Annotated in this window: 24 protein-coding genes, 1 riboswitch and 1 other annotated feature; of the genes, 7 read left to right on the forward strand and 17 right to left on the reverse strand. The window is 43.4% G+C overall.

Annotated elements, in window-relative coordinates; all coding sequences use genetic code 11:
• Positions 1–263: 263 nt before the first annotated feature.
• The 4 genes from P343_RS37400 to P343_RS21435 form a co-directional block, all read right to left on the reverse strand.
• Positions 264–2,582: a DNA translocase FtsK gene (locus tag P343_RS37400; protein ID WP_023508755.1), complete on the reverse strand. Its 2,319-nt coding sequence runs from the start codon at positions 2,580–2,582 to the stop codon at positions 264–266.
• Positions 2,583–2,611: 29 nt separating this feature from the next.
• Entirely contained in the window at positions 2,612–3,241 is a 630-nt protein-coding gene (gene ytpR, locus P343_RS21420; RefSeq protein WP_023508756.1) for a YtpR family tRNA-binding protein, read from the reverse strand.
• 91 nt (positions 3,242–3,332) lie between these two features.
• Positions 3,333–4,145, reverse strand: coding sequence for a DUF1444 family protein (locus P343_RS21425; RefSeq protein ID WP_023508757.1), 813 nt, complete (start codon positions 4,143–4,145; stop codon positions 3,333–3,335).
• 276 nt (positions 4,146–4,421) lie between these two features.
• Positions 4,422–4,961 carry a DUF84 family protein gene (locus P343_RS21435; RefSeq protein WP_023508759.1) on the reverse strand — a complete coding sequence of 180 codons (540 nt, stop codon included), beginning with the start codon at positions 4,959–4,961 and terminating at the stop codon, positions 4,422–4,424.
• 264 nt (positions 4,962–5,225) lie between these two features.
• On the opposite strand from P343_RS21435, the gene P343_RS21440 reads away from it, so the two are divergent.
• On the forward strand, positions 5,226–5,549 hold the full coding sequence (locus tag P343_RS21440; protein WP_023508760.1) for a hypothetical protein: 324 nt from the start codon (positions 5,226–5,228) through the stop codon (positions 5,547–5,549).
• A gap of 34 nt (positions 5,550–5,583) precedes the next feature.
• Here P343_RS21440 and trmB read toward each other — a convergent pair whose 3' ends face one another.
• The 4 genes from trmB to thpR form a co-directional block, all read right to left on the reverse strand.
• Positions 5,584–6,225 (reverse strand): tRNA (guanosine(46)-N7)-methyltransferase TrmB, encoded by a 642-nt coding sequence (gene trmB, locus P343_RS21445; protein ID WP_023508761.1) that lies wholly within the window; start codon positions 6,223–6,225, stop codon positions 5,584–5,586.
• A 264-nt stretch (positions 6,226–6,489) separates the two neighbouring features.
• Positions 6,490–7,221, reverse strand: coding sequence for a phosphotransferase family protein (locus tag P343_RS21450; RefSeq protein WP_422784801.1), 732 nt, complete (start codon positions 7,219–7,221; stop codon positions 6,490–6,492).
• Between the two features lie 185 nt (positions 7,222–7,406).
• Positions 7,407–8,204 (reverse strand): hypothetical protein, encoded by a 798-nt coding sequence (locus P343_RS21455; protein ID WP_023508763.1) that lies wholly within the window; start codon positions 8,202–8,204, stop codon positions 7,407–7,409.
• Positions 8,205–8,312: 108 nt separating this feature from the next.
• Entirely contained in the window at positions 8,313–8,897 is a 585-nt protein-coding gene (gene thpR / locus P343_RS21460) for an RNA 2',3'-cyclic phosphodiesterase (RefSeq protein ID WP_023508764.1), read from the reverse strand.
• A gap of 207 nt (positions 8,898–9,104) precedes the next feature.
• On the opposite strand from thpR, the gene cysK reads away from it, so the two are divergent.
• From cysK to P343_RS36295, 3 genes are all read left to right on the forward strand, one after another.
• Entirely contained in the window at positions 9,105–10,037 is a 933-nt protein-coding gene (cysK, locus tag P343_RS21465) for a cysteine synthase A (RefSeq protein ID WP_023508765.1), read from the forward strand.
• A 512-nt stretch (positions 10,038–10,549) separates the two neighbouring features.
• Positions 10,550–10,768 (forward strand): DeoR family transcriptional regulator, encoded by a 219-nt coding sequence (locus tag P343_RS21470; protein ID WP_023508766.1) that lies wholly within the window; start codon positions 10,550–10,552, stop codon positions 10,766–10,768.
• A 145-nt stretch (positions 10,769–10,913) separates the two neighbouring features.
• Positions 10,914–11,414: a hypothetical protein gene (locus tag P343_RS36295; protein WP_023508767.1), complete on the forward strand. Its 501-nt coding sequence runs from the start codon at positions 10,914–10,916 to the stop codon at positions 11,412–11,414.
• Between the two features lie 165 nt (positions 11,415–11,579).
• Here P343_RS36295 and P343_RS21475 read toward each other — a convergent pair whose 3' ends face one another.
• From P343_RS21475 to P343_RS21485, 3 genes are all read right to left on the reverse strand, one after another.
• A complete protein-coding gene (locus P343_RS21475; RefSeq protein WP_023508768.1) occupies positions 11,580–13,175 on the reverse strand; it encodes a putative polysaccharide biosynthesis protein in 1,596 nt (531 codons plus the stop codon).
• Positions 13,176–13,416: 241 nt separating this feature from the next.
• On the reverse strand, positions 13,417–15,840 hold the full coding sequence (gene leuS, locus P343_RS21480; protein ID WP_031263562.1) for a leucine--tRNA ligase: 2,424 nt from the start codon (positions 15,838–15,840) through the stop codon (positions 13,417–13,419).
• A 77-nt stretch (positions 15,841–15,917) separates the two neighbouring features.
• Positions 15,918–16,153: a binding site (T-box leader), on the reverse strand.
• Between the two features lie 173 nt (positions 16,154–16,326).
• A complete protein-coding gene (locus P343_RS21485; RefSeq protein WP_023508770.1) occupies positions 16,327–16,833 on the reverse strand; it encodes a GNAT family N-acetyltransferase in 507 nt (168 codons plus the stop codon).
• A gap of 180 nt (positions 16,834–17,013) precedes the next feature.
• On the opposite strand from P343_RS21485, the gene mnmL reads away from it, so the two are divergent.
• The gene (gene mnmL / locus P343_RS21490; RefSeq protein WP_023508771.1) at positions 17,014–17,982 is read left to right on the forward strand and encodes a tRNA modification radical SAM protein MnmL/YtqA; all 969 of its coding nucleotides are present in this window, start codon (positions 17,014–17,016) and stop codon (positions 17,980–17,982) included.
• A 2-nt stretch (positions 17,983–17,984) separates the two neighbouring features.
• On the opposite strand, the gene P343_RS21495 is transcribed toward mnmL, so the two are convergent.
• Positions 17,985–19,052 carry a tetraprenyl-beta-curcumene synthase family protein gene (locus P343_RS21495; RefSeq protein WP_023508772.1) on the reverse strand — a complete coding sequence of 356 codons (1,068 nt, stop codon included), beginning with the start codon at positions 19,050–19,052 and terminating at the stop codon, positions 17,985–17,987.
• A gap of 181 nt (positions 19,053–19,233) precedes the next feature.
• On the reverse strand, positions 19,234–20,454 hold the full coding sequence (gene metK / locus P343_RS21500; RefSeq protein WP_023508773.1) for a methionine adenosyltransferase: 1,221 nt from the start codon (positions 20,452–20,454) through the stop codon (positions 19,234–19,236).
• Positions 20,455–20,584: 130 nt separating this feature from the next.
• Positions 20,585–20,704, reverse strand: a riboswitch (SAM riboswitch).
• Between the two features lie 210 nt (positions 20,705–20,914).
• Here metK and pckA point away from each other — a divergent pair.
• Positions 20,915–22,498 (forward strand): phosphoenolpyruvate carboxykinase (ATP), encoded by a 1,584-nt coding sequence (gene pckA, locus P343_RS21505; RefSeq protein WP_031263563.1) that lies wholly within the window; start codon positions 20,915–20,917, stop codon positions 22,496–22,498.
• A gap of 177 nt (positions 22,499–22,675) precedes the next feature.
• Here pckA and ytkD read toward each other — a convergent pair whose 3' ends face one another.
• Both ytkD and P343_RS37730 read right to left on the reverse strand, forming a co-directional pair.
• Positions 22,676–23,179, reverse strand: a complete 504-nt coding sequence (gene ytkD / locus P343_RS21510; RefSeq protein WP_023508775.1) for an RNA deprotection pyrophosphohydrolase — start codon at positions 23,177–23,179, stop codon at positions 22,676–22,678.
• A gap of 93 nt (positions 23,180–23,272) precedes the next feature.
• The gene (locus P343_RS37730; RefSeq protein WP_084297703.1) at positions 23,273–23,449 is read right to left on the reverse strand and encodes a Fur-regulated basic protein FbpA; all 177 of its coding nucleotides are present in this window, start codon (positions 23,447–23,449) and stop codon (positions 23,273–23,275) included.
• Between the two features lie 464 nt (positions 23,450–23,913).
• On the opposite strand from P343_RS37730, the gene P343_RS21515 reads away from it, so the two are divergent.
• The gene (locus tag P343_RS21515; RefSeq protein ID WP_023508776.1) at positions 23,914–24,558 is read left to right on the forward strand and encodes a peroxiredoxin-like family protein; all 645 of its coding nucleotides are present in this window, start codon (positions 23,914–23,916) and stop codon (positions 24,556–24,558) included.
• A gap of 178 nt (positions 24,559–24,736) precedes the next feature.
• On the opposite strand, the gene P343_RS21520 is transcribed toward P343_RS21515, so the two are convergent.
• Both P343_RS21520 and P343_RS0118460 read right to left on the reverse strand, forming a co-directional pair.
• The gene (locus tag P343_RS21520) at positions 24,737–25,450 is read right to left on the reverse strand and encodes a DUF421 domain-containing protein (protein WP_023508777.1); all 714 of its coding nucleotides are present in this window, start codon (positions 25,448–25,450) and stop codon (positions 24,737–24,739) included.
• Between the two features lie 170 nt (positions 25,451–25,620).
• Positions 25,621–26,526: a carbon-nitrogen hydrolase family protein gene (locus P343_RS0118460; RefSeq protein ID WP_031263564.1), complete on the reverse strand. Its 906-nt coding sequence runs from the start codon at positions 26,524–26,526 to the stop codon at positions 25,621–25,623.
• Between the last annotated feature and the right edge of the window lie 65 nt (positions 26,527–26,591).

Genomic DNA, 26,591 nt, shown 5'->3' on the forward strand with positions numbered 1-26,591 from the left:
TGACCAAATCGTTGCAATATGAATAGTATACTCAATAAACACCTATTCTGTGTACAACGGATCTGTTCAACGCCATTAACGTTACTCATTAATACGCTCACAGCGGAAAGATCTCCTCAAGGAAATAAGGCCGCGAAAATGTGAACAGACTTGCTTTATGAACTTAGGGGTGTATACCATCCCAATCATGCCCGAGACTTATTTTAACCTTAATTATCAAGGTTGTAAAAGCATATTTATTAGCATTTCTTTTCTTATCGGAATCAGAATTCTCCGCTTTCTTTTTGAACTGTCAAACTTTCCAGCTTGTCCTTAGAAAGCAATACTTGACGAGGCTTACTGCCATTATTGGCGGAAATCACATTGCGAAGTTCCAGTTCATCGACAAGACGCGCCGCCCGATTATAGCCCACTCGGAAATGCCTTTGGATACTTGATACTGATGCCTGACCTTGGTCAACAACGAAAGCCGTAACTTCATCAAGTAATTCGTCCTCCTGATCTGAACGCTCATAATCCGTGCGAACAATATCAGGAGAAAAAAGATAATCCAGTTTCGGCCAATTATGAAATGCTTGGGTTACACGATTAATTTCTTCATCGGACACATAACAAGCCTGCAAACGGCGAAGACTGCGTGAGCCATTCTCAGCAAAAAGCAAATCACCTCGCCCAAGCAGTCTTTCCGCGCCTCCACAATCAAGAATAGTTCTTGAATCGGTTTGGGAGGACACGCTGAAGGCGATTCGAGTCGGAATATTTGATTTAATCAACCCGGTTATGACGTCTACCGATGGACGTTGTGTAGCAACGAGCAAGTGAATACCTGCCGCCCGCGCTTTTTGCGCTATTCTGCACACAGACTCCTCCACATCCTGCGGAGAAACCATCATGAGATCAGCCAATTCATCAATGATGATGACTATGTATGGAATCTTCTCGCCTTGTGCCGTGCCGTCGTGTACTTTTCTATTATAGCCCTTCATGTCTCTGACCGCGTTTTGTGCGAAAATCCGATATCTCCGTTCCATCTCGTCAACTGCCCACTTAAGTGCTGCCGCTGCTTCTTTTGGCTCCGTAATTACTGGAGCTGCCAAGTGTGGAATCTCCTGATAAGGTGCCAGCTCGACAACCTTTGGATCAATCAATAGAAAACGAAGATCCTCAGGGGAAGTTCGGTAAATCAGGCTTAGAATGAGCGAATGGATGCATACACTTTTTCCGGATCCGGTTGCTCCTGCAATGAGTCCGTGCGGCATTTTCGTCAGATCCGTCACCACTTGATTACCTGAGACATCCTGACCAAGCGCCGCTGTCAGCGGAGCAGTACTGTTTTTGTAGGTATCGGATGTCAGTAATTGTTTCAGCAGGACCGGTCGACGCACATTATTCGGTATTTCAATCCCGACAGCACTAGTCCCGGGAACAGGAGCGATACGAATCTGCTTTGCAGCGAGGCTCAATTTTATATCCTCATTCAAGCTCAGCACTTTATTTATTTTCACTCCGGGATGGAGATGGAGATCAAATCGTGTGACACTCGGTCCCTGCACAAAACCGATCACATCAGCATCGACATGGAAATTTTCAAGTGTTTCAATCAAGGTTGCTTTTTTCTCTTCAATCCATGAATCACTATCTTTTTCCGATTGCGGTGAATCCTCAAGAAAATCTAAAGACAACTGTAATCCTGGAGCCTGTTGCTGTTCAGTTGCTGGCTGAGCAGAAGAGGGACGTGTTGGCACACGATCCGATTTAAACATCAGAACATTGAAGGGAACCCTTGACTGAGTGTCGTGGCGATGCGGCGACCGTGGAAGACGACTGCTTACCTTCATCATTTCATGCTGTTCACGGACAGGTTCATTATGAGGCGTTTCCCTAATGCCGGTCGTTGATGAAGAATGACTGCTTGTCACATCGCTGTTGTAAAAAGTTGTTTTCTTCTCCAATAACGATTCTTGTGTTGCCGAATCACTCGTTTCCTGTACCTGCTCACGCGTTTGCTGCTGTTCAGCAGGAGTTGCATCATATTCCTGACTTTTACTCTTGTATTCATCTTGAAAAGCGTCAGACTTTCTGCTGATTGAAGGTTGATCTGTGATCTTTCGATCAATCAGCGGATGCTCAGCATTCTGCGGAAGTTTAACGGATTTATGTAGCTGTTCCTCTTTTTTTCGTTCTAAAATCTGCTGCTTTTCACGTTCTTCTTTTTGCGCGTCCAGATAGAAGGACTCCTCCTGTTGCCCATGATAAAAGCTTTCAGGCGGCTGACGATAGCCAAAAACAGGAGATGGAACTTTAGTCAGACGAAACGGCGCTTTTTTCTTGTGATGATCTACCGTCTTCTTCTGGGGAACGCCGCTAGTCTCACTTTGTCTCTGTCTTGATGCAGGAGGTTTCCTTGTTTCATTTGAGGTGCCTTCCGGATACTGAGTGAGCATTTTCACTTCAACATTCCGGTGTGTATCTTTAAAACGCCCCACATGAGATGAGGGCTGCTCAAACACATGGTTTGTTTCGCTCTCGTAATTATCATCATCATCCAAGCTGAAAAAACGACGCCACCATCTGTCGGCCATTGCTATTCACCTCACCTTCACATGACCTCTTAGTGTGAAGCATGCATTTTCTGTACCACTAATGTATAAAAATTCTGACCCGTCTCTGTTCCGGGATCAAGAACGAGAATTCCTCTCTTTTGCGGAGCATTAGGAAGATCGAGTTCACGTGCAGAACAGATCATCCCATCTGACGATACGCCTCTGAGCACTGTAGGACGAATAATTGTGCCATTGGGCATCAAAGCGCCCAGTTTTGCAACAACCACTTTCTGGTCTTTATCAATATTTGGAGCGCCGCAGACGATCTGCAGAATCTCATTGCCACAGTCCACTCGGCAAACATGCATGTGATCCGAATCAGGATGCTCTTCAAGATCAAGCACATGGCCAGAGACGATTAAAGGTTGTAAATCATGAGGCAGCTCCGGATCCAAACCACAATCAACCAGTTTTTTATTCAGAGCATCGATGAGCTGCTCGTCAGGTTTCACCTGGCCGGCAGTATGGACATCAAGAAATTGCGAGGCATTGGAAAAATTAAAGCCAAGCGTTTCATCTGTCCCGATGTCGTAGATTCTTGTTACTTCACCTTTACTCTGAAATGTTTGCTTTCCGCCCTCCTTTAAATAAAGAATCAGCGTATCACCAATACCCTCACGATTATAATAAAGAATCATTCGTTAAACTCCTTCCGATTACATAGGTTCCGTTGTTTCCCCGTAAAAAACCATGTAGCATGCTTTCTCATGTTTACTCTGTTAACACAGATTAATCTTTTGATTTTCCAATGATTGGCCGCTTATTGGCCATAATAAAGATCGGTTCAAGGCTTTCTTTTTCAAAAACGAAAGGAAGCATGGTAATTCTTATAGTTCCTAATGTGTAAAACTTCATCGTCATTTGAGCCAGAATATCATAGCCTTCTGCATTAACAATATCGCCAAAGATCAGCACATCTTGATGCGGAATGGCAACGGTTAGGTCTCCAACTGCTTTAGCGCGCATGTCAGCAACAAGTTTTCGGTTCAATACTCTGCTGGCATCAAAGCCGTCATTTGTGTGAATAAAATAAAAAGCGTTATTTTTGACCACGTCTTTTTTGATTTTAATTGGCAGCTCGCTAAGGTTAAAAGAAGCCAATTCGATTAACGCCTGCTCATCCAGCCCTTCACGAACCAGAAACTGGTCATCAATCAACCTGCACGCATTCCCAAGATCAAGGGCATAGAAAATTTTTGTTTCAGCCGTATGGTCTCTCGTAACTAATTTGCGTCCGTCAGATGTATGGTCGGGAAATGACGCAGAACGGATCACTGGAAAAATGCGGTTTTCTTTTCCCTTTAAATGTAGAGAACTTGCCATCGCGCGTAATCCGCGATCAATAGCGAGAATGGTTTGATCCAGTGACTCAGGTCCTTCTTCATGAAAACGGCGCAAAAGCTCAGAAAGAGAGATTGTCACGCCTTGTCCACTATGTTCCTGTTCAATCCGCATGCTCTCTTTTTTCATGTCAAAACGAACAGTTCGTCCCTCAGCATTCAGTCGGCTATTAAGGATATTTATCATTTCGGCAAGATCCATAAGCAATCAGCCCCTTTTCTTTCCATCCACACCATCACACCGCCTCCTGAACCACGAGAACGCGGTTCAGCCAACTTCCACAGGATGTGGTGACTTCTGCGTTGTGCATAGGACGTACTTCCGCAGGATGCGGTGGCTTTCGCGTTGTACACAGGACGCGTACGCATTTAGCGAAAGATCCTCTTCTTATTAGCAGAAGATCCTTCTTAACCTTTTCCCGGACTTTCGAACAGTCTCTATTAGTTTAGCATAGGCATGCTCCTATTTAACAGCACCTTAACCTTCCCCATGCTGAACGTTTTTTTGGTGCGCATACATGCCCTCAATTAATTTAAGAATGTGAAGAAACATCTCCGTACGTGTAATTCTTCCCTCTGTCAAAACACCGATGGTTCCACCATGTGTATGGACATTTTTCTGATGTGCATAGGCATCAGCGATATCCCCGAGCTCGTTTCCGGCTCGGACACCTTCAGCAAGCACTTCAGGAAGGAGAATTCTGGCGCCTCCCGCACTGATCACATGACCGAAGCGGTCAGCAGCCGCTGCCCAGTTACATAAATACATGTCACCTTCGATATCGGACACACCACCCTCCATACCAATGCCAAACGACACAGCTTCATCCTGATCCAGCACGGCTTTTGCACGATTAATTGCGCCTTGCCGAGTCTCAATGTCGGACATAGGCATTGCAGACACACCTGAAGGTACATTATAGCTTCGAATTATTGCATCTATATCACCGCTACGTATTAATTGTTTTACAGCATCTATTTTCGCCGGATTTTTCGTTCCCACTCCAATGATGGTCATTCAATTGCCTTCTTTCCTCAACTTCTTTATAAAAAACTGTCTGCAGATCATATAAAAATGAATTAATGGCTATAGACTTAATCGTTCAAACATCAGTTGGCTATATTTTACTTGGTAAAACGAACAGCTAACATTATACTTTTAAATAGGCATTTAAAAATCCAGTAACATGGCAGGATCTTTATCTAAGAGCAAAGGGTTTCGGCTCAGGTTTGCCAAAACTGCTAAGTCCTGTCCTGCGGAATCAGGAACGGAGGAGTTAAGATGAGCAAACACTTTGGAACAGCCATTGTTGTGGGGGCAATTGCAGGATACCTTGCCGGAATCGCCACATGCCGATTAATGGCTGAGAAAAAGACCTTAAGTTCAGAACATGTATTAGATCGCGTAAAAAAAGCGGTTAGCGAGCAATTGCCAATAAACGGTGCCTGGATTTATCTTACCCCCCACAAATGGTCAAAAGACAGTTTTACCCATTTTGTGTATAAAGGGGGTCTGACCTCGAGCGAAAACGGGATCAGCCGTCACTTTGACTTTATAGCAGATGCGCACAGCGGGACACTCTTGGAATTAAAAGCACAAAAATAGAAGTAGGGCCCCATGCTCGGAGCGTGGGGCCGCTTCATTCACTGGAAATTGCTTCGCAGCGATAAATACGCTGACCTTTTTCAGAAAACTTTTCTTCGTACTCTGTAACGACATTATCCTTTACCCGTGCATGATGAAGGTCGAGACTAATGTTTTGCAGTGTAAAGCCGTACTTGGAAAAACTTTCAAGTGAGTATTCAAATAAGGCTTGATTATCCGTTTTAAAATGCAGGATACCACCTTTTTTCAATACATATTCATACTGGGCGAGAAATGTAGAGTAGGTGAGCCTGCGTTTCTCATGGCGATTTTTCGGCCACGGATCACAAAAATTGAGATAAAGAGCGTCTACCTCATCTTCGGCAAAGAACTCAGTGAGTCCCCTGGCATCCTCATTAATCAGCCTCACATTTTCAATCTCTTCATCCAAGCATCTATCAAGTGCTGTGACAATGATGCTTTCATGCAGTTCGATCCCCACGAAATTATTATTCGGATATTTTTTTGCCATACCCGTGATAAAACGTCCTTTTCCCGAACCAATTTCTACATGAAGCGGCGCCTCTCTATGAAACTCGTCATGCCACTCGCCGTTACAATCTCTAGGCGACTGAACAACAATATCCGAATGACGGTCAAGTTTTCCCTTAGCCCAGGGTTTATGGCGTACTCTCATGTATAACGCTCCTTTACACTCAACTAATTTATCAACATCCAGAACAGTCTGCGCATAACTCTACAAACTGTCTGATTTTTACCCACAGCTATCATTTCTGCTTCTATTTTACCATTACCTGCATGTCTGCCCCAGATGATTGCCGTTAATAAGTGCCGAAGTCCGCAAAAAACGCATCCTCCTAATCTCACTGGAAGATGCTGGTTATGAAAAAAGTAACAATACCCGGTTACTTACTTTGCACTCATGCAGGCCGCCGGAAAATCAGTGAAGTATTTCCGCCGCATAGTCATTCAGCCAGAGCAAATCTTTTTCAAACAAAATGATTTTCTTCATTTCAGCATGTTCCTGATGCCAAAACATAAACCTCAGAGTCATAGCCACCATATGCCAGATGAGCCGCAGCTGCAGAGACCGGTTAAATTCAAGGCCATACAAGCCAAGCCAATCTTCCCACTGATCTTCTTCTACATACCAGTACAACAGCATCGCAAGATCCATCGCCGGGTCAGCAATGACTGCCTGATCCCAGTCCACGAGATACAAATTCTTCTCTTCATGGCCAAGAAGCCAGTTATTATGATTAATATCCGAATGACAGACCATTTTTTTTGGATATTCAGCCAATTCCGCAGTATCCTTCAAAAAGTTGATCGCTTGACGCAGCGCGCGTGTCTCTGTCCGTCCCTTTGCCTGCTCAGCAAGACGGTTCAGAATTTCCGCAGTGGTCACTGGCTTTTTGCCCAGCCGTCTCAACATGGATAACAGCGGCTCGGAAGTATGAATTTTTTTCAGCAGACCGGCGACTTGCTCCGAAGACATTTCTTTCGGCGTCAGCACCCTTCCGTTCATCCACTTTTGCGCAGTCAGCACATCACCATTATCCATGCGCCGTGTCCAGAGCAATTTCGGAACGATGCCCTCCGCAGAGAGAACAGCAAGAAATGGGGAAGAATTCCGCTTGATAAACAGCTTATTTTCCCCGGAACTTGCCATGTAGGCTTCTCCTGTTAATCCTCCTGCCGGAGAAATTTCCCAATTCTCGCCATCAAAAAACCTGATCAAAGCAATCCACCATTGCCTTTCTAAGCCTGCTTATTTATTCACTGCGAAAAACAGACTATGCCTAAAAATATACCACTTTCCTGTCCAATCAACAATCATAAAAGTTAGAATGCGCATTAAGTGTTTTGATCAGCATTCCTCGGATCCGCGATTGTTTCACTGTGTTTGAGAAGTAACTCAGCTGCCTCTAACTGTTCTCTTTTCATTAAAAGAGAGTGCTGGTCCAGCCGGATGAACCAATCGCGTTCATTCCGGCGATCAATAAAGTCCGCCTCATAGTTGCTCATCGTCTGTTCAATATAGCATTCAGGAGCATAAACCGCCGCCTCAATCTTCATGGAAGCAAGATCATGGCTCTTCAAAAACGCTGAAACAACTGCTTTCGTTCTTCTAAGTGAAATCAGAGGGCTTATCAATGGACGCATTACCCCATTCGTCATTTCACACCATTTTCTCTGAGTAACATTTCGAAACACATTGCCGGGTTCGCCTTTGAGGGGATGAACACAACAGATGATATCATTGGTGATCAGAACGGAATCAAGCTGTACGGGACCGGATTTTGTAAGCAATACGGGCTGATACATGAAAAAGGAAACATCATTGATGCCCTCAAGGATCCTTCTTAGCCACAGTTCAGCATGTATTTTGTCTGGGCGTATCGACCATTCAAATGCAGTTCTCGTCGACCAGTCCAGTTGCTTTTCGAACATCCAGTTTCCGAATTCTATTTTTAATGGCTTATTATATTTATCGTCTTGTTGTGTCCGGGTTTTAATGTCTAACCGGTTTTCCCATCTTTCTTTCCACTCTTCCATGCGTTTCTTCTTCAGCCATGTAAAACGATTGGCATAACAACGCAGGTCCACTTGATACCGTGAGACGCACTGGTTGATCTTGATGAGCTGGGCCATTTTTTCACCTTCATTACTCTGTTCTATTCCCGATTTTATCTTAACCTAAGCAGCACATTTATTTTGAAAAGCCCTTAACAGTATAAAACAAAGCGACTTTAATAGCATTTATTCTTTTTGAAATGGAAAGTCTGCGACGGATTGATATTGAGGCTTCTGTCCCGGGCGGACGGCAAATAGCGCTACATGACTGACTTCCCACGATTGACTGTCTCGTGTATAATCACCCTTTGGTAGACTATGCTGAAACGCTCCTTGATCCCATCTTTTAGCTATTGTGATATGCGGGTGGAAAGCCCGCGCTTCTAAATCAAAACCAATGTCCGCAAGCACGTTCCCGATGCGTTCACGAAGCTCAGTCAATTCTTGTGAGTGGTCAAGAGAAGCGAACAATACACGAGGCTGTTGTTTGTCCCCAAATCCGTCGATACCCGAGAGTGTTACTCGAAAAAATGCGGTCTGTTGCGCTATTTCTCTTACTGATTGAATCATCTTCAATCGCTTGTCATCATTTATTGCTCCAAAGAAAAACAACGTGATATGAAAGTCCTGTGGACCTGTCCATCGTTTATAGCTAACGTAAGGTTTAAGACTGTCTGCCGTTTGTTGCAGACCTACAGCCACATGTTCAGGAACCGGAATAGCCAGAAAAAAATGATCGGACAATTTCTTCATCCCTTTCTCAATGATCATAACGGTGTCTGCCCAGTGAAGGCAAGGTTTTCAGTAAAGATATTACTATACAATTTGCCCCTATTTACTTGGAAATAATTCTTCAACGGTCGACCCGACCTATATTTCTCCTGTATAATAGAAACAATAAAAGAGGACAGTTCGATTCAAGCGGCTTTCAAATCATGCTTTCAAGCCTTTGGATCGATGCAGAAAAGAGAGGTATGTATGGATAAAATCGTCCAATCAATCGATGATCTCGTTGGAAAAACCCCAATGGTTCGCCTGAATCGCCTTCCCGATCCAAATGGTGCCACCATCTACGTAAAATTGGAATATTTTAATCCCACAAAAAGTGTGAAGGATCGTGCCGCTTTATACATGATTCTCGAAGCGGAGCGTCAAGGCCTTCTAAAACCAGGTTCAACGATCATTGAACCCACATCTGGAAATATGGGGATCGGGCTTGCCATGACAGCAGTCGCTCGCGGTTATAAAGCAATTATTGTCATGCCGGATACAATGACGCAGGAACGTATCAATTTGTTAAAGGCATTTGGAGCGGAAGTCTTTTTGACACCAGGCAAAGATAAAATGCCGGGTGCAATAAAAAAAGCGAGAGAATTAGCGCAAAAACTTCCTAACAGCTATATGCCGATGCAATTTGAAAATCAAGCAAACCCCGATGCTCATCGGAAAACAACAGCTACCGAAATTATTGACGATGTCCATTCACTTGGACGCCCGCTGACCGCGTTTGTCGGTGCAGCAGGAACGGGCGGAACAGTAACAGGTGCCGGAACCGCACTAAAAGAGGTATTTCCCGAAATGACTGTACATATTTGTGAACCCGCGGGTTCGCCTGTATATTCCGGTGGAAAACCCGGACGGCACAAAATCGTGGGTACAAGCCCTGGTTTTATTCCAAAAACAATGGATCTTTCAATCGTTGATGAAATTATTGAAGTCAGTGATGAAGATGCTTACGAAATCACGAGACGTCTGGCTAGTGAAGAAGGGATTTTGTGCGGTCCTTCGTCCGGCGCTTCCGTGTTTGTCGCCCTGCAGGTTGCGAAACGTTTTAAACCCGAACAGGTGGTTGTTTGCATTATCAATGATACAGGCGAGCGCTATTTGTCCGGAGACATATTTCCGCGTTAATTTAATTTTTAATCCCCTTCGTCTTTCTCATTGAAGGGGGTTTTTTTGCTACAGAACGCGTAAAAGACAATCTGACATAATTATTATAATAAAGCTCTGTTCATTTCTACCGTTGATTATGATCCATAGTTTAGACAGACGAAATTTGCGAAGCTCCACGGCCGCACTTGTTGATGAGAGTAAATATTTGTGTTGATTAACAAGATCCAATAATAGAACCATAAAAAAAGAAAAAATTTTCCGAGGAAATGTTTGACTTTTTTGATTAAAGAGTTATATTTAAGTTGTTTAACAGAATATTTAGTGACATCATGACTCTGGCACGGGAATTTAACTGCTTCATTCAATGATACTGATACCCAGTTAAAAAGGAGTGAGTGACCCCACTTCTTACCTACCCAATCAATTGGAAGGATTTCTAATGGAAATCCCCTGTGTTTTTACTCTTGTTTGAATATTTTGCTCAATGAAAGGCATACCTTTTATTGATAAATAATCTGGGGAGTGGTTATTTGAGTCCTTCAACTGATCGAATGCTAAATCGCGTTAGGTCCGTTTATTTGTTTATTCGCAGACAAGGTACTGTCACGACGAAAGAGCTGGTTGAAGAATTTGACATGACACAGAGAACAATGCAAAGAGACTTAAATATTCTTACTTATAATGATTTGGTCAAAAGTCCTCGAAAAGGTCAATGGACCGTAACGAAAAAAAAAGTTAAAGTTTCTTGAGCTGTTTTTTTAACAGCTCTTTTTATTTGCCTTAGTTTCACTCCCTGCAGTTTCACATCCTGGCCTGTACATGGTCAAATATCATTCTTGAACATAGACTATAGATGATTCTCAACATCTTTTATGTTCAAGGAGGAATACATCAATGTTTTCAAACACTAATCCTTCGTCATTTCAGGCAGATGCAAGCATTTTTCAGCCATCTGCCGCACCACGAGGAAGAATCGATCAGCAAGACGCATTTGGATTCCAAAACGATCCGGCCGAACAACCATTTGGGTATTCTGCAGATACGGCATTCCCTTTTCCTCAATCTCAGGGAACAGGTGATCCATACATGGAAAACAGTTTTAATTGGGAAGGATCTGCGTCGACTTCAGATGGACGACAACTGCAACAGCCCCCGCGTCCGCCACAGCCTCCGTTCAACCCACAGCAGTTTGAACGCAGGTTAAGACAGCTTGAACGGCAACAGCAACAATTTGAACGGCAGTTAAGACAGGTCGAACGGCAACAGGAACTATTTCAACGAGAATTGCAGAGCCTAGATCGCCGGGTGCGTGCCATTGAACGAAGACTTGGTTTCCCGATTCCTCCAATTGGCGGACCTGGTGGTCCTGGTGGTCCCGGCTTTCCGCCAAGATAAACTTTTTTATGACTCAATGAACACAAAAAACGTCCGAAAACAGTTGCGTTTTCGGACGTTTTTCTGTCAATTATTGAATGAAAAAGAACAGTTGGTACAAAAATTGTTAGGTTAACTGTATTTTGTATCACAATCATTCAATCAAGCATGCGAACCACCGAGAGATTAGCTGGCTTTTTGTTCTCTCAATCTCCCGACCACTCGTCTCAGCAATCCTGTCCATTTCGCGAGTGCCAAATAAACAGCTGCGCCAATGAGTACACTCAAAATAATCACAATCATCGCCTCACCTCTGCTGCTTGGCACATTGCCCCCAAACAGCAGGAACACAAGCTGAATAGCCAGCCCCATAACAACTGTATAGCCTACGATATGGATCAATTGCTGCACAATCATCGAAAAATGGTAATCGGTTGCTCGTTTAACCGCAATCAAATTAATGAGAATACAGACGGCGTAGCCGATATCAGTAGCAATTACCGGGCCCACCAGTCCGAAAAATTTCATAAACGCCGGATTAAGCAATATTTTAATCAGGACACCGACACCAAGGCTGACCAATGTCACACGCTGATGATTAATTCCCTGAAGAATAGAGGCCGTCACCTGAAACATAGCAAAGAAAATAGCAGTCGGTGCATACCACATCAGAACTTGTCCACCAATTTGCAGTTTTTCCGGACCAATTTCAAAGAGCAAGCCATGAACCATGTAGCCAAGAATGGACAGACCGATGGAAGCAGGAATGGTTAAAAACAGAACAAGCTCAAAAGCTTGTGTGATCTTGTCATTAACATCAGCGATTTTGCCCATCGAATAAGACTTGATAATCGCCGGAACAGCACTGACAGCTAGGGATGTTGCCAGTGTCACCGGAATCATTACCATTTTTTGATCATTCACCGTTAGGTCGGTAATAATAATTTCTTTTATTCGTTTTCCATACTCCAAATAATGAAAGGCCATACCTTGATCAATCGCCTGATACAGCTGCATGGCAATGCCAACAGCCACAAAGGGAACAGCATAAGTCACCAGTTCTTTATACATGGATAAATAAGAAATTTTGTAACGCCGATTGCTCTTTTGAGGCATGTTGTTCAAATAAGGACGCCTGACCACCCAGTAATGCAGCATCACATAAAGACCTGCGACTGCGCCGACAAACGCTGCGAAGGTTGCCAGCGCTGCTGCAGTCACCGGTGAACCGCTGAATACCTTCATGACAAGGAATGCGCCTATTAAGATAAAAGCAATACGCACAATTTGTTCAACAACCTGTGAAACAGCTGTAGGACCCATGGATTGATAGCCCTGGAAATAACCGCGCATTAAGCTCATCACGGGAACAACGAGAATGGCAATACTGACCACACGTGTGACCAGCACTACATCCGGTAATGTCTCAGCAGGAACACCGTAGATGTCAGCAATATAAGGAGCCCCTAAAAAAAGGATAAGGAAACCAATAACTCCAGTAATCGACATTAACAGCAACCCAGATTTTAAAAGCCGCTTTCCAGATTGATAATCACCCATCGCATTGTACTTGGAGACAAATTTGGAAACCGCAAGTGGGAGCCCCATGGTCGATATACTGAGCATGATCGCATAAGGTGTGTAGGCGAATCCATAGAGAAAGGTCCCTTCAGTACCAGTCAATGCATTGTATGGAATGATAAACAATATACCGAGTAATCTTGATACAAAAGCGGCGATCGTTAGGATCATCGCTCCTCGAATCATTTTTGATGCGGACATCAGTCAACGCTCCTAAACCTTCAATTGGGCAAGTTGCCCACAACTCTTAGTATTTTACCACAATATTTTAACCATGCAGCATGCCTTTTGCCCGCTCTTACACGAATTGTCACATTTTGTCGTCCGACCAGAATGTTTCCCAATCGAAACTTACTTAATACAACACGATAAGCTCCTCGCAGGCATAAGAAAACCGCTTCTATGCGTTCGCATCGAAAGCGGTTTTTATGAGGTGCCTGGATTATTTAGCTACAATATTGACAAGTTTATCCGGTACAGCGACTACTTTCTTAATGTCTTTGCCTTCCAGCTGTTCCTTAATATTATTTTCGCTCATTGCAATTTCCTGCAGCTTATCCCTTGACGTGCCTTTTTCAACATTGAATCGGGCACGGATCTTGCCATTTACTTGAACAATGATTTCAATCTGTTCTTCAACCAGTTTGCTTGCATCATAGGCAGGCCATACTGATTTTTCAACTGACTGATCATGGCCGAGCAGCGACCAGATTTCTTCACTGATGTGCGGCGCTATCGGCGAAAGGAGCTTAATGAATCCTTCTGCCATATATGCCGGAATCTGTTCTTGTTTGTACGCTTCGTTAATAAAAGTCATCAATTGTGCGATTCCGGTATTGAAATGCATAATCTCAAAGTCCTCGGTCACTTTTTTCACTGTCTGATGATAGACTTTTTCAAATTCGCTATCAGCTGCTGCTTCTTTTGATACCGCATCCGATAGGAATCCTTCCGCCGTCACAAACAGTCTCCAAATGCGGTCCAGGAATCGGCGCGATCCGTCAATGCCTGTTTCCGACCAAGGTTTTGCGGCATCAATTGGACCCATAAACATTTCGTACAAACGCAGCGTATCCGCACCATGAGAAGCGACAATTTCATCCGGATTGATAACATTTCCTTTTGATTTGCTCATTTTTTCATGGTTGGTTCCAAGAATCATGCCCTGATTGACCAATTTCTGGAATGGTTCTTTTGTTGGCACAACACCTAGATCATAGAGTGCTTTATGCCAGAACCGCGCATAGAGCAGATGCAGTACGGCGTGTTCCGCCCCGCCGACATATAGGTCAACAGACAGCCAGCGTTTCAGTTTCTCAGGATCCGCCAGCTTTTCTTTATTATGCGGATCAATATAGCGGAGGAAGTACCAGCTGCTCCCTGCCCATTGTGGCATTGTGTTCGTCTCACGGCGGCCGTTCATGCCTGTTTCTTCATCAATCACATTGATCCAATCCGTATCGTTTGCCAGCGGCGATTCGCCGGTCCCAGACGGCTTGATGTTCTCCGTCTTCGGGAGACGAAGAGGCAGCTCTTCTTCAGGAACGGGCTTGAGTGTGCCATCTTCCATGTGAATAATCGGAATCGGTTCACCCCAATAGCGTTGGCGGCTGAATAGCCAGTCGCGCAGACGAAATGTAATTTTGCGATTGCCGACTTTATGTTCTTCGAGCCAGTCAATCATTTTCGTAATGGCTTCTTTCTTACCAAGTCCGTCCAGGAATTCGGAATTCACATGTTCGCCGTCTCCAGTGTACGCTTCTTTTGAAAGATCACCACCGGCAACCACTTCGATGATTGGAAGATCAAATTTCCGTGCAAATTCGTAGTCACGCTCATCATGTCCCGGAACGGCCATAATGGCTCCGGATCCGTATGTGATCAGTACATAATCAGCAATCCAGATCGGCACTTTTTTGCCGTTGACCGGATTGATCGCATAAGCTCCTGTAAAGGCTCCTGTCTTTGTCTTCGCAAGATCGGTGCGTTCAAGATCGCTTTTGGCCGCCACTTCATCGCGATATTTATTAACCGCTTCTTTTTGTTCAGGAGAGACAATTTTGTCGACAAGCTTGTGTTCAGGCGCGAGCACCATATAGGTTGCACCAAACAGTGTGTCAGGACGTGTAGTGAAGACCGTGACACTTTCTCCTTCTTGACCGTCTATTTGGAAATTAACTTCTGCACCTTCAGATCGGCCGATCCAGTGCCGCTGCATTTCTTTAATGCTTTCCGGCCAGTCCAGGTCTTCCAGATCATCGAGTAAACGATCCGCATAGGCTGTGATTTTCAGCATCCATTGTCTCATCGGTTTACGAATAACTGGAAAACCGCCGCGCTCGCTCTTTCCGTCAATGACTTCCTCGTTTGCAAGAACAGTGCCTAACGCAGGGCACCAGTTAACCGGAACTTCAGCGATATAGGCGAGGCCCTTTTTATAGAGCTGCAGGAAAATCCATTGAGTCCATTTGTAATACTCTGGATCGGTTGTATTTACTTCACGATTCCAGTCATAAGAAAAGCCAAGCGATTTAATTTGCCTTTTAAATGTTGCAACGTTCTTTTGCGTAAAATCCGCCGGATCATGACCAGTATCCAGCGCGTATTGTTCAGCAGGAAGCCCAAACGCATCCCAGCCCATCGGATGCAGTACCTCAAAGCCTTGCATCCGTTTCATGCGTGCCATAATATCAGTCGCTGTATATCCTTCCGGATGTCCGACATGCAGCCCCTTTCCTGAAGGGTACGGGAACATATCCAGTACATAATATTTTGGTTTATCCGAATCATCATTTGTCTTGAATGTTTGATGATCATCCCAGTATTTTTGCCATTTTGCTTCAATTTTCCGATGATCAAAAGCCATTGCCATGGCGATTTCCTCCCTTTTCACACCCAGCATTTACTTCAAAAAATATAAAAACCTCCCGCCCTTAACCTGTTGTTAGGGACGAGAGGTTGATTACTTAGTTATATTTCCCGCGGTACCACCCAAATTAGCGTTTGCTTACGAAATACGCTCACTTGATACCCGATAACGTGGGTAAACGTCAGAATGCCCAGTGAAGGGCGTCCAGCGACTCAGGAGCGAGTTCACTTGTTCTCCGCTACCGACTCCCACCAAACACCGGCTCTCTGAGAACGGATAACAAGCTACTTTTCCCCGTCAATGTCATCTTGTTAATAAGGTTGTGTTTCCATTTTATTGATAATACTATGAGATGTCAACTCGATCCGACCAAAAAGGCGTTTTTCTGATTAGAAAAACCAGAATATAGGCGAAACGAATCTATTCGCACCTCAGTTTTTAACATCTATACATAAATATATACATTCTATTGAGTTTTATCGATCAAAAATTATGTAAATAACTGTTCTCTAGTTCATTAGAATTTACTAACTGGAATGTGCAATTGCTCAACACTTTAATCGAACCTATATTGGTTTTGAGAACATTTGCAACAATAGCTTTGCAGCTTGGGGGTTCACTAGCCCACACCATCAATGTTCTCAAGGCTTCTGTCATGAGTCCTTTTTTTCTATAATTAGGTGAAATACTGTATCCAACCTCTGAATATCCATTTTCATCCGGTAATCCTTTAAAACCGATAAAACCGATTCCTTTTTCAGTTTTCTTATCAATAATCAACCAATAAGTGTACCAATTATGATTATCTTCATGCACGCCCTGCATCTTCTTAATCTTCTTCGCTATTGCCAGTAGTGCAGTATCAGACATTGCTTCAGGCTCAATATGAAGTTCAGAACTATTCATTTCACCATTGTTGATATGTACTAGTTCATTAAGTGATAAAGCCTTTAGGAGCAATCTCTTTGACGCCAATTTTACCGTACTCAATCTGCTGCCTCCTTGCTGTATTCTAAAATCAATTTACAAACCTTGATTCACCTTATTATTACTATTTTTAATTTCATAGTAAGGGAATCCGAACCAACTCATCCTACTCAGAATCAACTTCTTTATGTTTTGTGTAATGTTTGCTAGAATGTGCGATAGGTTAATGAAAGGAGCCTCGTAATGACGGAACAAAAATGGCCGGTTCATTTTGGACCGGATAAAAGATATTATTCCTGGAATTCCTATCTCAGGAGAAAGTTTGGAAGCAAGGTTTTTAAAGTGCCGCTTGACGGCGGATTCGACTGTCCTAACCGTGACGGCAAAGTCGCCTGGGGCGGATGCACATTCTGCAGTCAAAAAGGTTCAGGAGACTTTGCAGGCAACCGTCGAGACGACCTCATCACACAATTCAACACGATCAAAAAACAGATGAAAACGAAATGGCCGCATGCGGACAAATATCTCGGTTATTTTCAGGCGTTTACGAATACATACGCGCCAGTTGACGTGCTTCGGGAGAGTTATGAAGTAATCCTTGAGCAGGAAGGTGTCGTTGGACTCTCTATTGCAACTCGCCCCGACTGCCTGCCCGACGATGTGGTCGACTATCTCGCCGAACTAAATAACCGAACGTTTCTCTGGCTGGAACTTGGCTTGCAAACCGTTCATGATGAAACCGGACGCCTGATCAACCGCGCCCATGATTTCGATTGCTTTTTGGAAGGTGTAGAAAAACTTCGTCGCCACCAGATTCCCGTCTGTGTCCATATTATTGACGGCTTGCCGCGTGAGACACCGGAAATGATGCTGCAAACCGCTAAAGCAGTTGCCGATCTCGATGTTCAAGGTATCAAGATTCATCTCCTTCATTTGCTGAAAAAGACAGCAATGGTGAAGCAGTACGAGAAGGGACTGCTTCAGTTCCTTGATTTCAATACTTACGTCAATCTTGTCTGCGACCAGTTGGAAATCCTTCCCCCGGAGATGGTGATCCATAGATTAACAGGAGACGGTCCGGCCGACCTGATGATCGGCCCAATGTGGAGCCTCAACAAATGGGAAGTACTTGACGCCATAGATGACGAACTGGCGAGACGGGACAGCTGGCAAGGAAAGTATGCACAACCATCAGTCCGACGACCAATATAAACTTAAATGCTTTGTCTGATTCGGCGATACAGCCAGCCATTGATAAAGAAAAACAGGCCGCTTCCACCTGATCTGGTAATTAATTTTCTGGCAAGCACACGAACATTGCGCTGCCTGGCCACTTTTTGATCAGCTAGATAGACACCAAGAAGGCCGCGATTAATCATCTTGTGAAAATTTTTGTCGGGCATATGTTCAATCGCCGTATCTGCCTCTTCAATGAAATGTTTAAAGCGATTGATCATTTCTTCCTCATTACGATAGTAGAAACAGAAATTCAGATCGCCTTCAACTCGGTCCTCCTCCTGATCGATGAAATAATCCATCAAGATGTGCAGTCCCTGTACCCATGGAAAATAACTGTCTTTGATCCGGTTAACAAGCTGCGCCATTTCATCGCCACGTGAAGCCGCATAAGAAACGATGCAGAAGATGCCCAGTGTTGAACCAGAGCATGCGGCAAACTCATACCAGCTCATCTCAGGGAGATGAGCTTTATTTTTTTTAAACCAAGCGATAAGTCTTGGGACGCGCTGATCCTTCTTTACATGCTTGTACACCTGAAGATCGCAATAAAATCCGGCCAGCTCATGAAGAGCCGGTTGGATGATCTGGAACGCCGGCAATTGAGCCAGCACATGCTGACACGTCGATACGAGCCCCTGAAGATAGCCTCCATCCGCGCGGTTTTCACGAAGCTTGTAATAATCATCAGCTGCCGCACCTGGGGTCAGCGCCTTCATCATCGACTGATGAAGGCAGCGAAAATCGGCCGGATCTAATGACACACTTCGATCACATAAATTGTCCAGGTAATCACTGATTGTCTGATAGGCGACGATAAAAGAGACTACTTCCTGTAAGTGTTCACCAGCTAAAAGACTGTAAATCGCTCCGCCTTCACAATGAAAAGTCTTGGTCTCTATACTCGCCAGCGCTTGCCGACGCAATTCCGGATCAGGAATTTCAAGCGCTTTCTGTTTCCATTTCTCAAGTTCGCTATGCACACAGGGAAGCACTTTCCTGTAAATTTGAGCCATTAGTTTGATCGGTCTTGATGGCACTGTCATTGACATACCTCCCATTATAGCCGCTTAAGGCATCGAAATACCCCATTATTTCAAACGTCCGTCTTTTACTCTAACATGACTTATTATAGCAAACGACGCGTACACTTATGCGATCTCGGACACTAAAAAAATCGCTTTTCAATGCCCTATGAGCAAGAAAAACGATTTTAATAAAACATTTTTAATTTGCTTGAGAACCAGAGAGAATCTGTTGCTTCAGCAAGTCTGCCTTATCTGTCTTCTCCCACGGCAACTCAATATCTGTTCGGCCAAAGTGCCCGTATGCTGCTGTCTGGCGATAGATCGGTTTGCGTAGGTCCAGCATGTTGATGATGCCGGCTGGCCTGAGATCAAAATTATGACGAATTAATTGAACAAGCTGTTCTTCGCTGGCTTTGCCTGTGCCGAATGTATCGACGGAAATGGATACAGGCTGAGCAACACCGATCGCATAGGCCAATTGAACTTCACATTTCTCAGCCAGTTTCGCTGCCACGATATTTTTTGCAACATATCTTGCCGCGTACGATGCTGAACGGTCTACCTTTGTCGCATCTTTTCCTGAGAATGCACCGCCGCCATGACGAGCATAGCCGCCATATGTGTCTACAATGATTTTTCTTCCGGTAAGTCCCGCATCCCCTTGTGGTCCGCCAATGACAAATCGGCCGGTTGGATTAATGAAGAATTTCGTCTTATTATCGATTAGTCCTGCCGGAACAGTTGGCTTAATCACAAATTCATGAAGATCCTTCTTGATTTGCGACTCCGTAACATCAGGATCATGCTGAGCCGAAATAACAATCGTATCGATACGTTCCGGATGGCCTTGTTCATCGTATTCAACCGTTACCTGAGTTTTTCCGTCCGGACGGAGATAACTAATGGTCTTGTCTTTACGGACATCCGCCAACCTCTTTGCCAGTTTGTGCGCAAGTGAAACGGGAAGTGGCATTAGTTCAGGTGTCTCGTTAACAGCAAAGCCAAACATGAGCCCTTGGTCACCCGCACCAATCGCTTCAATCTGATCATCGGTCATTGTTCCCTCTCGCGCTTCAAGTGCCTTGTCGACACCTTGTGCGATGTCCGCTGACTGCTCTTCGATTGAGGTCAGGATCGCGCAGTTTGATGCATCAAATCCGTATTTCGCATTGTCGTAGCCAATATCCTGAATCGTCTGGCGAACGACTTTCGGTATATCCACATAAGTGGAGGTCGAGATTTCACCTGTCACTAGGACAAGTCCAGTGTTGACCACTGTTTCACAAGCCACCCTGGCATTTGGATCTCCTTTTAGGATTTCATCAAGAATAGCATCTGAAATCTGGTCGCAGATCTTATCCGGATGACCTTCTGTTACCGATTCGGAAGTGAACAATCGTCTTGAATACTTCTTCGTCATTTTTCTTCACCCTGCCTTTCAAACATTATATACAAAATGGTGTCAACGGTACTCGATCCCTCTGCTTTTGTTTTCAAGGCATGAAAAAAGCCCGCTCCAAATTAAGGATAGGCCGATTCTTATCGCGCGCCTCTTATTATCAGAAGAAAGAGCGTAACCTTCCCTTTTCTCTGCAGGTTAGCACCGTGCCGCTATTCGACCGGTTGCCGGGCTTCATCGGGCCTGTCCCTCTGCCTACTCGGAATAAGAGCAGCCGTATATAAAACCCATCATACCGCAGGGAATTAAAACTGTCAACGAATGGTACATTTAATATACCTTCTTTTCACACCGTAAACAAAAATTATTTCATGTTGTGAAATCGTTGAATCATGATTAAAATATTAGTAGGTTACATTTACAAAATTGTGCTATACAGTATTGAATGAGTGAACAATTTATTGAAGAAAGGGTTGTTATCATGAATCAAATATTTTCAGAAACACCCATCTCTGAATTGCTCGAAGCAGGAAATACATTAACTAACCTATCTGTACCGGAACTTATTGAACATGCGGTGAGAAAAAATGAAGGCGTTCTCACAGAAACCGGTGCTTTAGCCGTGACTACCGGAAAATACACAGGAAGATCGCCAAAAGACAAATTCTTTGTGAAAGATGCCCTGACAAAAGAGAAAGTGGATTGGAACCGAAATCAGTCAGTTAGCGAATCAACATTTTTAAACCTTTATCAAAAACTAGTGAACTATTTAAGTGAAAAAAGCGTCAACTATGTTTTTAAAGGATTTGCGGGGAGCGATCTGGAACATAGGCTTGCGATTCAAGTTGTGAATGAGTATGCCTGGCAGAATCTTTTTTGCACCCAATTATTTATCAAACCGTCAGCATTCGAACTGAAACACCACAAGGCAGCATTTACCGTGTTTTCAGCGCCTGGATTCAAAGCGGATCCAATAATTGACGGTACAAACTCCGAGGCTTTTATCATTATTTCCATGGCACATCGCGTCGTCCTGATTGGCGGTACTGAATACAGTGGGGAAATTAAAAAAGCCATTTTCACAATCATGAATTACATGCTTCCACAGAATGGCATCATGCCGATGCATTGTTCGGCTAACCAGGGCAGTGACGGACAAGTCGCCTTATTCTTCGGACTTTCCGGAACCGGTAAGACGACTCTTTCCAATACACCTGAACGTTGTCTAATTGGCGATGATGAGCATGGTTGGTCAAAGAATGGCGTGTTTAATATTGAAGGGGGCTGTTATGCCAAAACCTTCAAGCTGTCTCAGGAAAAGGAACCGCAGATTTATGACAGTATACGATTTGGAGCAGTACTTGAAAATGTTGCTGTTATAAAAGAAAGCCGCAAACCCGATTATGATAACGGAGTTTTAACTGAAAACGCCCGTGCTGCCTATCCTATGAGCCATGTTGCCGGTGCTCTTATTCCAAGTACCGGAGGCCACCCGAGCGCAATTATTTTTCTGACGGCCGACGCGTTCGGCGTTCTGCCTCCGATCAGTCGGCTTACACCAGAACAAGCAATGTACCATTTTCTTTCCGGTTACACGAGCAAGCTTGCCGGAACAGAACGAGGCGTTGTTGATCCTGAAGCTACTTTTTCCACCTGCTTTGGTGCTCCGTTCATGCCGCTTCCGGCAGTCAAATATGCTAAGCTTTTAGGACATTTTATCAAAGAAAATAATGTAAGCGCTTTTCTTGTTAACACCGGTTGGACCGGCGGCCCGTATGGCATCGGAAAACGGATGGACCTCTCCTATACAAGGCATATAATCCAGGCCGCTTTAGATGGCCGGCTAGATCGACAGGACACCTATACCGATCCCATTTTTGGACTCCATATCCCGAAGTCCTGTCCTGGAGTTCCCGATCAGGTACTCATGCCTTGGCAGACATGGTCGAACAAAGCGAACTATGAAAGACAGGCAAAGGAGCTGGCTGAACAATTTAAGAATAATTTTAAGCGTTTCTCAGAAGTGCCTGAAACGATTCACAGCGCCGGACCAACAGGTCTTTAAAAAGGCTCTATGCATTTAGCGAGCCAGGCGGGATACCACAGCAATACCCGCGCAAGAAAGCTCGCGGAACGGGAGCGAATGTCGCGTTGATCAACACGATCCAATAACAGAACAGAAAAAAAAGATAACAGGCTTCCCATTAAAGTGGGAAGCCTGTTTTTGTGGCGGCACCATCAGTTAGACGGATAGCTCAGACACAGGAATCCATTGTTGCTGTCGAATTGCTCGCATCGATCTAGCCAGCACTTGATCTTTCATTAAGAAACTGTATTGTTTCTTTTCTCTTATGGTTTCCGGTAAATTGCTGACAAACCTCGGTCCATCTGTTTCCATGTAATCTGGCTTTAAAACAATCTGGTCGATTTCCGCATAATAAATATTCTTAACAATCTTCTCGTTTCTTCCATCAACCTGATATTGACCAATAAAATAAAGGTGGGCAATGCGAGCCCCCGTCTCTTCGAAAACTTCTCTTCTGGCCGCATCTTCCGCGCGTTCGCCTTCCTCCACTTTCCCGCCTGGGAACTCAAGACCTCGTCTGGAATGGAGAGTAAGCAGCCATTGCCGATGAAAACGGCAGACAACCCATACATGTTTCGGTCGTTCTGAGAATGGCGAAGAAGAAAGTGCTAATGTCACCCTATTTCCGTAGAAATCATGAAACGTCTGAAACTCTTCCAACCGATCCTCACCTCCGCAACACCATCCGCTTTTGCGGATTTCCAAACCTATTTTACCAAATTTTTTTCTCTTTGCCTTTTAACTCATGTAAATTCAACCGATATCTTCATTGCGTTCCTTTTGATATCGTTTCCATTCGTGTTCAAGTTCGGAAAGCGTCCATTCATTCAAACGGTCGGACTCCCTCGTCACAAAATTTTGTTTTAAGACGTGGATCAAATACTTTTTTCGATTTTCAACCGCTCTTCTCAACAAATTAATATGATTCATGAATGTACGGAATTGACGAAAAGTAAACGGTTACATTGTTTGGCTTTTCGAACAACCCTTCCTCCTTTCAACACGATAATGTCTAGCTCGAATATGAGCTTAGTAAGCAGCAAGTTCTCCCGAATGCTTTTGATGAATGAATGAATGATTGATCACATAACTCTAATATGAACGACTATCCATGTTTTTAAACATTATTATACAATAAAAACGCTTTCAATTCTTCGATTAATGAAAAAAATTAAATCTGATTGACCATTAATATTTTTGTATTTTATGTTTTGAAACTCAAAAATGTGGCAATAATATGAATAACCCTAACCCCAATTCACTTTTTTTGATTGAATCCGCATCGAATTGCGGATTTTTTTTTTGCACGAAAAAATACTTAATCATTAGAAATCCACTATGATTTTATGTATTATAGATTTATTAATTATTACGATCTGGGAGGATACAAATAAATGGCTACATTAGTTGATGATATCAACGAATATAAGTCCTCGTTTAATAAGAAAGCATCACTTGAAAAGCAGAAACTCTATGCTCAGGCAATAAAGGAATTGGAAGCATCCGGCGTTGCACAAGGGCTTAAAACTGGCGATCATGCGCCGAACTTTACGCTTCCGGATGCGACAGGTAAAATTGTTTCACTGTCTGAAACACTGACAAAAAGTCCGGTCATTCTGACGTTTTATCGTGGCGGGTGGTGCCCGTACTGTAACCTTGAACTCAGGGCTTATCAGAGAGCATTGCCCGAGATTAGAGAAGCCGGTGCAAAGCTGATCGCGGTTAGTCCACAGACACCAGACGCTTCCTTAACCACTAAGAAAAAGGACGAATTGGAATTTACTGTTTTGAGTGACGTGGGTGGAAAAGTCGCACATCACTATGATCTTGTCTTTAAGTTACAGGATTATTTGATTGATTTGTACAAACAATCCGGATTGGATGTACCGGCGCATAACGGCAATAATACATGGGAACTTCCAAAACCGGCCACATTTGTTATTGATCAGCACGGAACGATTGTCTTTGCCCATGTGGATTCAGATTATAGAAATCGAACAGAACCATCCGAAGTAATCAAAATTGTGAAGGGCTTATAACTAGATTTTAAAAATTAGTACATAAAGTGAAAAGGGCATCGAAAACGGATGCCTTTTTGTTATGAAATAATTCTTTCCAATAATCACGAATCACCTAATTATCATTAGGTTCTGCACTGCCGAATGCGGGTATTTTTCTCCCATTCATGAGCATTCCATAATGAAGGCATTAAAATGCTCATTGTATATCAATAGGTGAAGATAGTTTATCGTCGTATAAATCAAAAACTAATTGATTGTTTGTTCCTTTAACTGCATAAAAAACGTCTTTTAACGATAATTTTCTTTTATCTAATTCCTGATATAACCATTCATTGGTAAGTGCGTTTTGTTTTAAGTTTTTTTCGATGACCTTTCCATCCATGATTAGCTCTACGGGGAACTTTTCTTTTGGTGGTGATGTCATATTAACTAAATCCTTTTTAATTATATTTTGATAGGGCGTCTTTTTTAACACGGATAAATGTCCATCTGATTCTAAAATAGCGTATTCAACCTCTTCAATGTTAAATATATCTTTCTCTCTGAGTGCCTGATTTAGAGAGTCCATGGTATATTTTAATGTCTTAAGATTACTTTCGAGTATCTTTCCGTTTTCTATGATTACTGTAGGATCACCGGAAATCCATTTTCTGGACGCTCTGTTTTTCAAAGCGACTAGTGTGAGAAGTAAGGTAATTAAGCTAAAAACAATGATAGCAGTTAGCATATACACTAACTTTATTTGAAGATTAAAAGCCATATTTGCTGTAATCGAACCTAACGTAATGGCCGCAATAAAATCATGATAGGTCATTTGTGAAATCATCTGTTTCCCAAGTACATGAGCAATAATCATTAGCACAAAAAAGGCTACACTTGTTCTGACGATAATATCTAATAAATCAGGCATTTTCAAACTCCATGGAATTTTTTCATATTAGTGTATCCACTGATCGTTGTAATTAAACCTACGGGTAGCTAATGTCTAAGTGAACACCCGCTAATAAACAAAAAGAACACTGACTTATTTTTAAGCCTAGTGCTCTTTTAGCTGGAATTGACTATTATTACGTGAATTGTTTATTTTCCGTACTGGACATCTTTAATTGAATCCTTAAACATGTCGATATATTTATCAGGTCTCCAGTCCGTTCCTTCAACAGATGGATTGTTTTTGAACAAAAAGCGAGTAGCCAAAGACAAATCAATCGTAGCAGTAAACATTTCAGATTCATCAGCGACTTCATCCGTAAATTTATGACCTGCGAAATAGTATGGTTCCCAAGTCTTTCTGCTTGGACCGATGATGCTGCTGCCGCCCCAGAATTCATTATAAAGATCTAAACCGCCCAAGTTAGCAGAGGCAATATAAATGCCCTCACGGATGACACCCGCTTCCAGTGTCGTTGTGCCCAATCCTTTACCGTGGCACTTAGCAAGCGCAGTACTATTGATATAAAGCCGACAGCCTTTCGATGCATAATAGCGCATCAATTCAGGGAAACAGTACGAGTCATAACAAATCGCACATCCGATTGGTCCCCATGGTGTCTCAAGAATAAATGGTTTTTCTCCGCGTTTTGCCCAATTCGGTTCTGGAGCGGGCAAATGCATTTTCCGATACGATCCGACTAAGCCTTCCGGAGAGAAGATTGCTAATGAATTATAGAGGATTGATGGATCCGAAGCGTCCTTTTCAGGCATACCAAAAACAGCATAAACCCCATATTGCTGTGTTAATTTTTCGATCTCATCAGTTGCTTCACCTGGGATTGTTTCTGAAAGTTTGAACTGCATTTTTTCTTCGAGTGGCTTTTCTGCCTCATCATCATAGCCGGTTAAAGCCATTTCAGGGAAGACGATAAAATCGCTGCCTCTTTTTGCAGCACTTTCAATATACCCCTTAATGCGGTTCAAGTTCTTCTCTTTATCTCCCCAAACAGCATTGAACGTAACAACGGATAAATTCATGACATCTTTGATCACAAGATCTCTCCCTTTCGGCTGATTTTGTGGATATATGCTATCTAACACGTGGTCTATATTAGCAC

Source organism: Sporolactobacillus laevolacticus DSM 442 (assembly GCF_000497245.1).
GTDB lineage: Bacteria > Bacillota > Bacilli > Bacillales > Sporolactobacillaceae > Sporolactobacillus > Sporolactobacillus laevolacticus.

Bases quoted from the DNA above. Each gene is read 5' to 3' on its own strand.
- P343_RS21440 (WP_023508760.1), top strand. From the start codon at position 5,226: ATGAGCAAACACTTTGGAACAGCCATTGTTGTGGGGGCAATTGCAGGA.
- trmB (WP_023508761.1), bottom strand. From the start codon at position 6,225: ATGAGAGTACGCCATAAACCCTGGGCTAAGGGAAAACTTGACCGTCAT.
- metK (WP_023508773.1), bottom strand. From the start codon at position 20,454: ATGACGAAGAAGTATTCAAGACGATTGTTCACTTCCGAATCGGTAACA.
- P343_RS37730 (WP_084297703.1), bottom strand. From the start codon at position 23,449: ATGAATCATATTAATTTGTTGAGAAGAGCGGTTGAAAATCGAAAAAAG.
- P343_RS21450 (WP_422784801.1), bottom strand. From the start codon at position 7,221: ATGGCAAGTTCCGGGGAAAATAAGCTGTTTATCAAGCGGAATTCTTCC.
- leuS (WP_031263562.1), bottom strand. From the start codon at position 15,840: ATGGCTTTTGATCATCGGAAAATTGAAGCAAAATGGCAAAAATACTGG.
- P343_RS36295 (WP_023508767.1), top strand. From the start codon at position 10,914: ATGTTTTCAAACACTAATCCTTCGTCATTTCAGGCAGATGCAAGCATT.
- P343_RS21475 (WP_023508768.1), bottom strand. From the start codon at position 13,175: ATGTCCGCATCAAAAATGATTCGAGGAGCGATGATCCTAACGATCGCC.
- P343_RS21515 (WP_023508776.1), top strand. From the start codon at position 23,914: ATGGCTACATTAGTTGATGATATCAACGAATATAAGTCCTCGTTTAAT.
- ytpR (WP_023508756.1), bottom strand. From the start codon at position 3,241: ATGATTCTTTATTATAATCGTGAGGGTATTGGTGATACGCTGATTCTT.
- P343_RS21425 (WP_023508757.1), bottom strand. From the start codon at position 4,145: ATGGATCTTGCCGAAATGATAAATATCCTTAATAGCCGACTGAATGCT.
- P343_RS21435 (WP_023508759.1), bottom strand. From the start codon at position 4,961: ATGACCATCATTGGAGTGGGAACGAAAAATCCGGCGAAAATAGATGCT.
- thpR (WP_023508764.1), bottom strand. From the start codon at position 8,897: ATGATCATTGAGAAAGGGATGAAGAAATTGTCCGATCATTTTTTTCTG.
- P343_RS37400 (WP_023508755.1), bottom strand. From the start codon at position 2,582: ATGGCCGACAGATGGTGGCGTCGTTTTTTCAGCTTGGATGATGATGAT.
- P343_RS21520 (WP_023508777.1), bottom strand. From the start codon at position 25,450: ATGCCTGATTTATTAGATATTATCGTCAGAACAAGTGTAGCCTTTTTT.
- pckA (WP_031263563.1), top strand. From the start codon at position 20,915: ATGAATCAAATATTTTCAGAAACACCCATCTCTGAATTGCTCGAAGCA.
- mnmL (WP_023508771.1), top strand. From the start codon at position 17,014: ATGACGGAACAAAAATGGCCGGTTCATTTTGGACCGGATAAAAGATAT.
- cysK (WP_023508765.1), top strand. From the start codon at position 9,105: ATGGATAAAATCGTCCAATCAATCGATGATCTCGTTGGAAAAACCCCA.
- P343_RS21495 (WP_023508772.1), bottom strand. From the start codon at position 19,052: ATGACAGTGCCATCAAGACCGATCAAACTAATGGCTCAAATTTACAGG.
- P343_RS21455 (WP_023508763.1), bottom strand. From the start codon at position 8,204: ATGGCCCAGCTCATCAAGATCAACCAGTGCGTCTCACGGTATCAAGTG.